The sequence below is a fragment of the Streptomyces viridiviolaceus genome (assembly GCF_014650995.1).
Lineage (GTDB): Bacteria > Actinomycetota > Actinomycetes > Streptomycetales > Streptomycetaceae > Streptomyces > Streptomyces viridiviolaceus.
In genome coordinates this window covers 42294-54188 of the sequence record NZ_BMWA01000041.1, presented here as the reverse complement: position 1 = coordinate 54188, position 11895 = coordinate 42294, and the positions used below count along the sequence as shown (strand labels likewise).

Below are 11895 nucleotides of genomic sequence, written 5' to 3'. Positions count from 1 at the left end.
CCAGGCATACTCAAAGGCTCGACTCGCGCCCACGAAGGTCAGCACCAACCGGCCTTCGCCTCCCATTAGGCGTACTCCTCCCGCGCGATCCGCCAGTACCTGCGCGGGCGCGGCATCCGCGTGGTGATCCCCTTCCCGGCCGATCAGCAGGACCACAGGGTGCAAAGGGGCCGGCCGAGGCGGCAGGCCACCAGCCTTCGATCGTGATGCCTACAAGCAGCGCAATTCCGTCGAGCGGTGTATCAACCGCTTAAAGCAGTGGCGGGGCACTGCCACTTGGCGGCGGCCCGGCGGGCCCGCTCGCCGTGCACCCTCTGGTCCGCCCGGTGATCCAGTGGGGACTACGATCTGGCGATCTCTTCCCGGAGCTGGTGGGTGAAGCGGCGCAGGAGGGCCAACGTCTCTCGGAACTCGGCCCGGCGGTCGTCCCTGCCGCCGGTGGGCCGGGTGCTCCAGACCCGCCGCGCGAGGGCATCGGCGAGATCGACGGTGTCGTTGGAGCAGAGCAGGTAGAGGGCTGAGCGTGCTTCCTGCAGCCGGTTCGCCAACTCGTTGGCTCCGGGACCGTCGTCACTCAGCTGTGTTTCCTTCAGGTAGTCCAGTAGCTGAACTACGGCCGTGTTGAAGCCGATCCCGGCTTTCAGCTTCTGTTCGCGGAGCCACATGCGGTCCTGTCGGCGCGCGGTGAACCACGACCCGAACACCACCCCTATGAGGCCGATAGCGGCCCCGATGGCCACGGACAGTATGTTCTCCATGGTCAGCTCCCCCCGACGTACAGCGACGCCAGGTTACAGAGGCCGTCGGAGGCGCCGCACCCGATGATCGCGCTCACATGCCAAGGGTTCGGTGTTCCGAAACGAAACGGCCTAGCCGTCGGTCGGCGCGGGCACGACCGCACGGGCGAAGTCACCGGGCAGGTCGCTCGCCTCGGCGAGCAGGGACCCGTCGGCGGCCCAGATGCCCGAGCGCCCGGAGGTACGGGCGAAGCCGCCGCCGGTGGGACCGGTGAAGGCGGCGGTGACGACCCACACGCCGTGGTCGGCGGCGACCCGGCGGGCCCGCTCGCCGTGCACCTCGGCCTCGATGTCGGAGTGCACCACGCCGGCTACATAGCCGTCCATGCCGAGGGCGGCGGTGGCGGCCGCGTGCTCCGGCAGGCCGGTGTCCCGGCACACGGCCAGGCCCAGGCGCACGCCGTCCACCTCGAGCACCGTCGGCTTGCCGGGCAGGAAGAGGTCGGCCTCGGCGCCGTACAGGTGGGTCTTTCCGTACACGACGCGGGCGCCGTCGCCGTCCACGGCGAGCACCCCGATGTGCGGTCCGGGGACCGGCGCGCCGACCAGGGCGAGCGTTCCGGTCTCGGCGCAGGCCGCGACGACCGGGGCCAGCCGCTCGTCGTCCGGTGCGACCGGGGCCGCGTCGAGTTCGTAGCCGGTGAGGGAGAGTTCGGGGAAGACCACGACCCTGGCGTCCGCTGCCCGCACCGCCTCGGCGTGGGCGAGGGCGTTGCCCGCCACGTCGTGGGCCACGCAGCGGGGCTGTGCGGCAGCGATGGTCAGTGTTCCGCCAGTCATGAGGTGTCCTCTCAAGATATGTCGACATGGCGATCATATGGCCTGCTGGACGGGCCGCGCGGGCACCTGAGAAGGCACGGCATCGACGGTCCCGGTGGGCGCCGAGGACAACAGCAGCACCCCCGGCACAAGCAGCGCTGGCCCCAAAGAAGTTGAGCCAGAGCCCGAGAACCGACAGCGCTTCGACAGTGCATCGGGAGGCGTTCGGCCGTCTCCGCCCGGTGAGGTTCACGAGCTTCAACAGCGCCGGGCTTCGTCCTGGCAGTGCTGTCGACTTGCGGATCCGCACTGTCGAGCACGAGCTCAATCAGAGGGCGTGGCCGGGGACCGCATGCCGAGCCACTGCTCGGCGTCCCAGGCATGGAACCGTTCTACCTCGGTGAACCCCAGCTTTGCCGCGAGGCGCATCGAGCCGGCGTTGGCGGTCTGGGTGGTGAGCACCACCGGCTCGCCGGGAAGGGCGCCGTCGAACCAGTCGAGTGCCGCCGCGCACGCCTCGGTGGCATACCCGAATCCCCATGCTCGCGGCAGGAACAGGTAGCCGAGATCGACCTTCCCCGCGGCAGCCGGACGGCGGTGCTCCAGGGCTCTCCTGATCAGGACCTGACCGATCATCGCCCCGTCGAGATCAACGACGAAACTCCCGGGCCACCGCTCGGGCACCTCGGGCATCTCGCGCTCAAGCTCGTCCCTCGGCCGGGGGCCGCCGAGGTAGGTGTGCACCTCTGGCGACGCCAGCAGCTCGATGAACGCCGCACGGTCCCGGGCTTCGGGCCCACGGAGTACGAGCCTCTCGGTTCTGATCGGGGCAGGTGGCCAGGCGACGGGTCCGAGCTCAGTCATGCCGGCCACCCAACCAGCAGGCTCGGCAGCGATCAAGACTCGCAGACCGATCAAGCCACCGGCCCGGGGCCGCTTCAACGGGGCCGGGCCCTACAGCCACGCCTGCCAGGGACGGGAGGCCTACCGTTCTCGGGTTCCGGCTCAACCTCTGTGACGAGAGCCCGAGGCGGTTGAGCCAGAACCGGGATTCGTGAACAGAGCCAGTGGCCGGGCTCGCGGGCGGTGGCCCGGCTGCCGTGGCCGGTCTCGGCTCATGAGACCGACCACGGCGGCCGGGCCGTCCGTTGAGCCGACCTGCCTGTCGGGGCCTGCGCAGGACGCCGGCGACCGCCTGCCGCGTCTCCGTTCGGGGAGTATGCGGTCGCCGCGACGTCCGACCGGATCTAGTGTGAGGGAGGCGGGGGCGCGAGCACGAACTCCGAACAGAACGGCGCGCATCATGTCCAGTGGTCCCGCTATCGTCCTGGTCCATGGCTTCTGGGGCGGTGCCGCTCATTGGGGAAAGACGATCGTCGAGCTGCACCGGCGCGGCTTCAGCGACCTTCATGCCGTGGAGAACCCGCTCACCTCGCTGTCCGGCGATGCAGAGCGAACCCGCCAGATGGTCAGGCAGATCGACGGTCCCGTCCTCCTCGTCGGTCATTCGTACGGCGGTGCGGTGATCACCGAGGCGGGAGACCTGCCCAATGTCGCGGGCCTTGTCTACATCGCCGCGTTCGCCCCCGACGCGGGCGAGAGTCCGGGACAGATCAGCCAGGAGAAACCGCCGGCGGCCTTCGAGAACATCGCCCCGGACTCCGATGGCTACCTGTGGATCAAACAGGACAAGTTCCATGAGAGCTTCTGCCAGGACCTGACCGAGGACGAAGCCCTTGTCATGGCGGTCACCCAGAAGGCTCCGCTCGGCTCGACATTCGGCGACAACGTCACCGCTCCGGCCTGGAAGACCAAGCCGTGCTGGTACCAGGTCTCCACCGCCGACCGAATGATCCACCCCGACAACGAGCGCCGAATGGCCCAGCGCATGAACCCGCGCCAGCTCATCGAACTCGACGCCAGCCACGCCTCGCTCGCATCCCAGCCGGGTCCGGTCACCGACCTCATCGAAGCCGCGGCACGCGAAGTCACCAACACCTGAGGCCCGTTGTCCGCCCGGACACACTGATCCCACAGGTCACGCGCCTCTCGCGGTTCGCGCACGACGCGGCACCTGCCGTCCGACGTCTTCAGTCCCCGGGTCCGAGCGGAGCCTCCCGGAGGTACGGTTGTCAGCCCGCTGCCGAGGACAGAGCCGGCCCCGGGATCAGCTGCCCGAGCCGCAAGACTGGTTGGTGGGCGAGTGGCCGTCCTGCGGATGCGGGCAGCAGCCGGACGACAGGGCGCGGCGGGAGGGACAGTCGCGTGTGCCGTCAGACGGAGGTCGTCTGCGCGACGCTGAACAGTGCGCGTCCCAGCAGGTCGGCGGCCGCAGCAGTCGGCTACAGGCCCCCTTCGGCCACCTGGCGGATGGCGGCGTGTAGGTGGGAGAGACAGACCTGATAGCGGTGGGGCGACCCCCACGGCCCGGTGACCACGTCACGAACCTGCGGCCCCGGACGTTTCTACCATCCGGTCCGCCCACCACGACGGGGCCAGTGCCTTGGCGACGGCGCCTGCATCCCGGCCCGTAGGAACGGCCCGGGAAGGAGCGGGTGGGTGGCGGCGGGTCGACCGACGTGGCACTCACTGCATCCGTGTTCCCTTTTGCCCTGGCCTTCCTCCTGTGTTGACGCCCCGTATACGGCCGATGCCCCGCGCGGGGGTGCTGTTGTGGCTAGCGTGGTCCGATGACCAATGGCCCCCTCGCTGCCGGCTCGCCGCCCCTGCCCGTCCTCTGGCCCTTGCCGCCTTCTCCGCCCTCACTGGGGCAACTGCAAGATGAGACCCGCGAAGCTCTCACCGCCGGCACGGTGCCGATGCCGTCCGTTGCGCTGCACTGCCAGCAGCGCGTCTTCGCCCGGGTCCGTGAGCAGCTGTGGCAGGAACAAGCCGAGGACGGAGCGCGACTGTACGTCCTGGACTTCGCCGGACCCGCTCCCCGCGTGAAGATCGGTCGTGCCCGCAGCACCGACCACCTGATCAGGCGCATCCAAGGACACCTGCGGGAGAAGAACAAACACGGATACGGCCTCATCGACGCCTGCGTCACCCCGCCCTCCGCCGATGCCGAGCGCGCCGAGAAACAGGCTCTGCAATGGATGAGCCACGCCTATCAGCTCGTTCCCCGCACGCACGAGGAGTTCCTCGATGCCCACTTCGTCATCGCCGAGGCCTGTGCCGACATGGGCGTGTTCCGCTACAACCCCCAGGAGGACGACGACTGAACCCCACCGGCGCCCCTTGCCGCCACCACGGCGACGCGGAGCACTTCCCGCGGTCGCGAGCAGAGCGGGGGAGAGGAGGTTGGGCTGCTCCCCCTTGACCGCGCTTCCGTCACGCCGGTTCGACGGGTAGCCACAGCTCGCAGGTCGCGGTGCCGAAGTCGTCCGCGCGCTCGAGGACCGCGACGATCGAGGGACCTGGCCGGAGACGCCACGGGTTGGAGGGAAACCACTCGGTCGCGGTTGCGGCCCAGGTCGTCTGCAGGGCCTGCGGATGCGGTCCGGCGGTGCGGAAGACCGCCCACTTGCCTGCCGGTACCTCGATGGCGTCGAGGTCGTCGGGGGCCGGCGTGTCCTGGGAGACAGCGACACCGTGCAGGTAGGTCAGTTCGCTCCCCTCTGTGCCGTCGGGGTCGAGGTCGTCGCAAACTTGCAGCAGGCCCCCCGGTTCGGTGTCGCCGAGGGCCTTCAGCCGGAGATGCTCCTCTTGCGGCAGTGCGGTGATGTGCTGCTGGATGTGCGGGTTGATGCCCTGGTGGATGAGCGGAACCCGGGCTGCGTGTCCGACCAGCCGGAACACGGGGCGGTCGATGAGGCGGGTGTCCATGGGGATGCTCCCTTCTACGGTCAGGTGGAACCTGAGCTGCGGTTGTGTGCGCAGGGGGCCTCCGTCGCGGCGCACGTCACTGAGGCCGGCACCGTGGACCGCACGGAACGCACGTCCGAACGCCTCGGTCGAGCTGTATCCGTGCCGGACCGCGATACTCAGCAGATCGTCCTCACCTCGGACCACGTCGGCAGCGGCGACGGTCATGCGGCGCCGGCGCACATATTCCGACAGCGGCATGCCGGCCAACGATGAGAACATGCGGCGCAGGTGGTATTCGGTCGTGCCGAGCTCCCCGGCCAATCCGTGGACGTCGAGCTCCTCGGCGAGGTGCTCCTCGACGAGATCGACAAGCTGGTTGAGTGCCGAGATCACGAGGCCTCCTTTCGATGTCAACCCTGCCTGACAGAGCCCCGGCCGGACCCGATCGCTGCGATCCGATCCGATCATGCGTCCGGACGGACGCGGAGCCGACCACGCTCAGCGCGACCCGCCATCCGACGGAAGCGGGCGCGGATCGCATCTGGTGCGAACTGGTGCCCTCAAGTTCCGTGACCCGCGTCACACCAGGTTCTTGTCAGCAATCGGGGCGCCGTCTCGTTCAAGGGGCACGCGAACGAGACAGGAGCAACGTCATGAAGCACCGCATCGTCGTACTCGGCGCCGGATACGCCGGGGCCTTCGCCGCCGGCAACCTGGCGCGCCGGCTGTCCCCCGCCGACACCGAGATCACCGTCGTCAACGCCGTGCCCGACTTCGTCGAGCGGATGCGGCTCCACCAGCTCGCGGTCGGCCAGGACTTCGCGTTCCGCAAGCTCGCCGACGTATTCGCGGGCACCGGGGTCCGGCTCCGCCTGGCGCGCGTCACCGGCGTCGACCCCGAGCGCAAAACCGTCGCCGTGACCGGCAAGGACGGTGACGGCGAGCTCCCGTACGACACGCTTCTTTACGCGCTCGGCAGCTCCGTGGCCCACCACGGCGTCCCCGGCGTGGCCGAGTACGCGTTCGACGTGACCGGCATGTCCTCGGCACTGCGTCTGCGTGAGCGCCTGGCCGGCCTGGGCGAGGGCGGCACCGTGCTCGTCGTCGGTGAAGGGCTGACCGGCATCGAGACCGCCACCGAGTTCGCCGAGTCCCGGTCCGACCTCTCGGTCGCGCTGGCCGCCCGCGGCGAGCTGGGCGCCTGGCTCTCCCCGAAGGCCCGCCGTCACCTGCGCCAGGCCTTCGACCGGCTCGGCATCACCGTCCATGAGCACACCGGCATCGAAGCCGTCGAGCCGACACGGGCGATCGCCGCCGACGGTACGTCCATCCCGGCCGACGTGACCGTGTGGTCGGCCGGGTTCGCCGTACACCCCATCGCGGCCGCCAGCGGCCTGGAGGTCGCCGAGACCGGCCAGATCGTCGTCGACCGCACCATGCGCTCGGTCTCGCACCCGGACGTCTACGCCGCCGGTGACTGTGCCTACGCGATCGGCGAGAACGGCCGGCCACTGCCGATGTCCTGCGCCTCGGCAGGCTTCACCAACATGCAGGCGACCGCCGCGATCATCGCGCGCCTGACGGGCAGCGAGGTCCCGACCACCGGGCTCAAGTACTACGGCAATCACATCAGCCTCGGGCGGCGGGACGCGATCTTCCAGATGGTGGACGGGGACGTCCGGTCGAAGTCCTGGTACCTGGGCGGCCGGACCGCCGCGTGGCTCAAGTCGGGCGTGCTCAAAGGGGCCGGATGGGGCATCGCTCACCCGACCTTCGGCATGCCGAAGCGCAAGCGCCGCCTGGCCACCGCCCCTGACCGGGCCGGTGTGAGGGTCGCCGCATAGGCTCCTCCGCATGGACAGCGCAGCCATCGATCGGTTCGAGGCCAGCCGGGGCCGGCTGGCCTCGCTCGCGTACCGTCTGCTGGGCTCGGCCGCCGACGCCGAGGACGCCGTGCAGGACGCGTTCCTGCGCTGGCAGGCCGTGGACCGCGAACGCATCGAGGTACCGGAGGCGTGGCTGACCAAGGTCGTCACCAATCTCTGCCTCGACCGGCTCCGTTCGGCGCAGGCGCGCCACGAGCGCGCCGTCGGGGACTGGCTGCCCGAGCCACTCCTCGAGGGCGACCCGATGCTCGGCCCTGCCGATACCTTCGAGCAGCGTGAATCGGTGTCCTTGGCCGTACTGATCCTCATGGAGCGCCTCTCGCCGGTCGAGCGGGCCGCTTACGTCCTGCGCGAGGCCTTCTCCTACCCCCACGCCGAGATCGCCGGGATCCTCGACATCACCGAGTCCGCGAGCCAGCAGCATGTCCACCGGGCCCGACGCCGGATCGCCGCCGAACGCCGTGGCGGCGGCGAGGTGGATCCCGCGTCCGCGCGCCGGATCGTCGAGGAGTTCCTCGTCGCGGCCACGTCGGGGCGTACCGACCGGCTGGTGGCGATGCTCACCGCCGACGCGACCATGGTCTCGGACGGCGCCGGACTGGCCAGGCGGCTGCTGCGGTACAAGACGCGCGAGCGCATCGCCTCCTACGTACGGGCCGGCTTCAAGCCCACTCCGGCGAAGCGGCGGCTGGCCGGCGGCTCCCCCGCGCTGCACATCGCGCTGGTCAACGGCTCCCCGGCCGTCCTGGCCGTGGTCGACGACCGGGTCGTGGGCGCCGTGGCGTTCGAGGTCGGCGACGGCAAGGTCGCGTCCCTGCGCGGCATCGCCGCCGCGGACCGGCTCGAGCGCCTCAACGAGGCCTGGCGGCAGCACGAACCCGATGCGCCGGTCATCAGCGCATGGTGACCAGAGCCACCGCGCTCCAGTGACCCGAGCCGGAGGAGGAAAGCGTATCCGCAGCTCACCGCGCTTGTCAGGGCCGGGTCGGCAGCCCGACATCCCCCTCTGCACGCCACCGCGTCACTGCGCAGCCCCTGGACCGGCTATTGACCGGTGGATTCCGGTTCTCTCGAGACCGGCACCATGGAAATGTTCCAGAAGTCGGCGTAGCGGCCACCGCGGCGCAGCAGTTCTTCGTGGCTGCCCTCCTCCACGACCCGGCCGCCGTCCAGGAAGACGACACGATCGGCGCGTTGGACGGTCCGCATCCGGTGCGCGACCGTCACCACCGTCCGGCCCGCCATCAGGCGCTCGATGCCCTCGTGGACGGCCGCCTCGTTCACCGGGTCCAGCGCGGAGGTCACCTCGTCCAGCAGCACGATGGGCGCGTTCTTCAGCAGCGCTCGGGCGATCGAGACACGCTGGCGCTCACCGCCCGACAGCAGCGCGCCGCCCTCGCCGACGTTTGCCGCCCATCCGTCGGGCAGTCGCTCCGTCACCTCGTCCAGCCGGGCCGCGGTGGCCGCCGCCCGCACCTCGGCGTCGGTGGCGTCGGGACGGCCGAGACGTACGTTCTCCTCGATCGTGCCGTCGAAGAGGTAGACGTTCTGGAAGACGATGGCGATCCGCGCCATCAGCACCTCGGGGTCGATGTCGCGAACGTCCACGCCGCCCACGCGCACTGTGCCCGCGTCCACGTCGTAGAACCGCGCGAGCAGCTGCAGCAGGGTGCTCTTGCCCGCACCCGACGGCCCGACTACGGCAAGTCGCTGTCCTTGGGGCACGGAGAGCGAGGCATTGTCGATCACGGTGCGGTCGTCGTGCCGGAAGACGACGGAGTCGAACTCCAGGTCGTGACGCAGCGGCCGGATCGGTTCGGCGGCTTCCGGCAGGGGCTCGGTGCTCAGTACCGTGTCGAGCCGGGCCAGTACGGACCGGGCCCCGCGGAGTTTGCCGCCGATGTCCGTCAGCGACAGCAGCGGATCGGCGCAGCGGGCAGCCAGCACCAGGATCGTGAGGGTCTCCGCCACACCGAGGTCCCCGTAGAGGGCGAGGTAGGTACCCAGCACCAGCAACGCTGTGAACACCGCCTGCACCGTGAGCGTCAGACCCACCGCACCGGGCAGCGCCGACAGCGTGGAACGACGGGAGGCGCGCTCGACTTCCTGCAGCGAGTCGTCGAGCAGCCGGAAGCGTTCGGTGGTCCGGCCGCCGGCCCGCAGCACCGGCTGGGCCTGCAGGAACTCGATGACCCGGCCGGTGGCTTCGTGATCGCGTTCCTCGCGCTCCGCGTCCTCGGCGGCCATCGAGCGTCCCGTCGAGATCTGGATCGCCGCCACGATGGGTACCGCGACCAGTGCGGCCAACCCCATCTGCCAGTCGAAGACGAGCATCACGCCGACGATCGTCAGCGGAGTCACGCAGGCGGAGACGAACGGTGCCAGCAGATGCGCGATGACGCTCATCGCGTCCAGGACGCCGCGGCTGGCCAGGACGGACACCTCTCCGAGGCGGCTCGTGCTGTACCAGCCGACGGGCAGCCGGGCCAGATGGTCGCCGAGGCGGTGGTACATGCCGCGCAGCAGCGCGGTGCCGATGTGGAAACCGGACAGGTCACTGATGTAGCGCAGCGCCGCGTAGACCGCGATCGCGCCACCGAAGCCGATCAGCCAGGGCCAGGCGTTCTCGGGGGTGTTCCCGAACAGTTCCCGCAGCACGGGGACCACCAGTGCGTAGGACAGGCCCTCGGCCACCGCTGTCATCGTCATCAGGGCCACGGTGCGGCGCAAGGGCTGGGCGTACTCGCGTCCCAGCACGCGCAGCAGCGTTCGAATCATCGGAACTCGTCTCCTTGCAGTACGCGACCGTGGGCTTCGACGTCATCGGCGACCGCCGAGTGGTGGGATTGCCGGAACGCCGCGAACCTTCCGCCCCGCGCCAGCAGTTCGGCCGGCCTGCCCTGCTCGACGATCCGCCCCTCCTCCAGCATCACGACGGTGTCGGCGTCGGCGATCGTTTCCAGGCGATGGGCGATGACCAGGATGGTCCGCTCGCCCTCCAGCGTCGCCAGGGCCCGGCGCACGGCCTGTTCGGTCTGCGGGTCGGCGAAAGCGGTCGCCTCGTCGAGCACCAGGACGGGTGCGTCGGCGAGCAGTGCGCGGGCGAGGGCGATCCGCTGGGCTTCGCCGCCCGACAGGCCGACGTCCTCGCCGATCACCGAGTCGTATCCGCGGGGCGACTCGAGGATGCGGTCGTGGATGTTCGCCAGTCGGGCCGCACGCACCACGTCCTCGCGGTCGGCGTGCGGGACGGCCAGCGCGATGTTGTCGGCGACCGACGCGCGCAGCAGCCGGACGTCCTGGAAGACGAAGGCGACCGACCGGTAGAGCTCCCGGCTGCCGAGCTCCCGCAGGTCGACACCGCCCAGGACGACCGAACCGTGGATCGGGTCGAAGAACCGCGGCAGCAGCTGGACCAGCGTGGATTTTCCGCTTCCCGACGGCCCGACGATCGCGGTGACTGTCCCGGGCTCCAGCACGAGGTCGATGCCGCGCAGCACCTCGCGATCCTCTTCGTATCCGAAGCGGACGTCACGGAGCTCCACCCTGTACCCCTGGGGCGCGACCGGGTGCGAGGGCTCCGGCAACGGCTCCACCGCCAGTACGTCCGTGATCCGGCCCACGGCTCGTCCCGCGGCCTGCATCTCGTCGAAGCCGTGGCCGAGGGCCGCGACCGGGGCGGTCAGACCCAGTCCGAGCAGCAGGAAGGGCAGCAGGTCGGCCGGAGCCAGGTCACCGCCGGTGATGAGGGCCGCACCACCGATCAGCACCACCAGCAGCACGAACGGCGGCGACAGCACAAGCTGCATTCCCGCAGCGATCCTGGAGATGCCGTGCACCCACCGGTTGAAGGTGTCGACGAAGTCATCCGCGGCCGTGAGGAACTTGCGGTGGGCGCGCTTGGACCCGCCGAACGCCTTGACCACCGAGATGCCCTGCACGAACTCGACGACCGAGCTGGAGATCCGGCCCATGGCCCCGTCGAACTCCTCCTGCTCGCGCACCCGGGCCGGGGTCATCATCAGAGGGACCAGCGCGACGGCCAGCACGACCGGGGTGAGCGTGATCAGCGTGAGCCGCCAGTCGACGGTGAACAGGTAGACCAGCGACGCCAGCGGAACCACGAAGGCGGAGACGAGCTCGCCGGGGGTGTGGGCGATGAACGGGTGCACGGCACTGACGTCCTCCCCGACCACCTTGGCCAGTTCGCCGGTCCGGCGCCGCGAGAACCAGCCGATCGGCACGCGCCCCAGCTGCGCCGCCAGTTGCCGACGGAGCGTCAACTGCACCTTCCCGTCGAGGATGTGTCCTATTGCGGAGGACGCGGCCGTGAACACCAACCGGACGAGCAGGCCGACCGCACCCACGATCACGACCGTCCAGACACGATCGCGGTCGACCGGGCCGGACTCCAGCAGAGTGCGCCCCAGCTCCACGACCGCCAACAGCGGCGCCAGGCCCGCGAGGGCGCCGATCACTTGCAGGATCACGACGGCCGCGAAGCTCCGGACATGCGGGCGCAGCAGCCGTCCCATGCTCTGTTGTACTGCGGAACCGGCCCCCGATGACGGCATGGACCCCTCACTCACCGCAGCAGAGTCGATCGCGCTCATCGCTCTCCCGTCTTCGTCGATCTCGTC

General features: G+C 70.1%; 10 protein-coding genes and 1 pseudogene. 5 read left to right on the top strand and 6 right to left on the bottom strand.

Going from position 1 to position 11895, the window contains the following annotated elements; genetic code table 11:
* Positions 1-69 precede the first annotated feature (69 nt).
* Positions 70-277 (top strand): annotated as a pseudogene (locus tag IE260_RS37870) (IS5/IS1182 family transposase); the annotation flags it as partial.
* Positions 278-341: 64 nt separating this feature from the next.
* On the opposite strand, the gene IE260_RS37865 reads toward IE260_RS37870, so the two are convergent.
* The 3 genes from IE260_RS37865 to IE260_RS37855 form a co-directional block, all read right to left on the bottom strand.
* Positions 342-758, bottom strand: a complete 417-nt coding sequence (locus tag IE260_RS37865) for a hypothetical protein (RefSeq protein WP_189880421.1) — start codon at positions 756-758, stop codon at positions 342-344.
* A 111-nt stretch (positions 759-869) separates the two neighbouring features.
* Complete coding sequence (locus tag IE260_RS37860) at positions 870-1577, bottom strand: carbon-nitrogen hydrolase family protein (protein ID WP_189880420.1); 708 nt, start codon at positions 1575-1577, stop codon at positions 870-872.
* 303 nt (positions 1578-1880) lie between these two features.
* Positions 1881-2420, bottom strand: coding sequence for a GNAT family N-acetyltransferase (locus tag IE260_RS37855; protein WP_189880419.1), 540 nt, complete (start codon positions 2418-2420; stop codon positions 1881-1883).
* 439 nt (positions 2421-2859) lie between these two features.
* On the opposite strand from IE260_RS37855, the gene IE260_RS37850 reads away from it, so the two are divergent.
* A complete protein-coding gene (locus IE260_RS37850) occupies positions 2860-3558 on the top strand; it encodes an alpha/beta hydrolase (protein ID WP_189880418.1) in 699 nt (232 codons plus the stop codon).
* A 688-nt stretch (positions 3559-4246) separates the two neighbouring features.
* Positions 4247-4783, top strand: coding sequence for a hypothetical protein (locus IE260_RS37845; RefSeq protein WP_189880417.1), 537 nt, complete (start codon positions 4247-4249; stop codon positions 4781-4783).
* Between the two features lie 109 nt (positions 4784-4892).
* On the opposite strand, the gene IE260_RS37840 is transcribed toward IE260_RS37845, so the two are convergent.
* Positions 4893-5762 (bottom strand): AraC family transcriptional regulator, encoded by an 870-nt coding sequence (locus tag IE260_RS37840; protein WP_189880425.1) that lies wholly within the window; start codon positions 5760-5762, stop codon positions 4893-4895.
* A 260-nt stretch (positions 5763-6022) separates the two neighbouring features.
* Between IE260_RS37840 and IE260_RS37835 the strand changes: the two genes are divergently transcribed.
* Entirely contained in the window at positions 6023-7213 is a 1191-nt protein-coding gene (locus IE260_RS37835) for an NAD(P)/FAD-dependent oxidoreductase (protein ID WP_189880416.1), read from the top strand.
* A 10-nt stretch (positions 7214-7223) separates the two neighbouring features.
* Positions 7224-8162: a sigma-70 family RNA polymerase sigma factor gene (locus IE260_RS37830; RefSeq protein WP_189880415.1), complete on the top strand. Its 939-nt coding sequence runs from the start codon at positions 7224-7226 to the stop codon at positions 8160-8162.
* A 137-nt stretch (positions 8163-8299) separates the two neighbouring features.
* Here the strand turns inward: IE260_RS37830 and IE260_RS37825 are convergent, their stop codons facing one another.
* Together IE260_RS37825 and IE260_RS37820 are read right to left on the bottom strand one after the other, a co-directional pair.
* Positions 8300-10033, bottom strand: coding sequence for an ABC transporter ATP-binding protein (locus IE260_RS37825; RefSeq protein ID WP_189880414.1), 1734 nt, complete (start codon positions 10031-10033; stop codon positions 8300-8302).
* Positions 10030-11868, bottom strand: a complete 1839-nt coding sequence (locus tag IE260_RS37820; protein ID WP_229881716.1) for an ABC transporter ATP-binding protein — start codon at positions 11866-11868, stop codon at positions 10030-10032. Before IE260_RS37820 ends, IE260_RS37825 begins: the two co-directional genes overlap by 4 nt.
* Between the last annotated feature and the right edge of the window lie 27 nt (positions 11869-11895).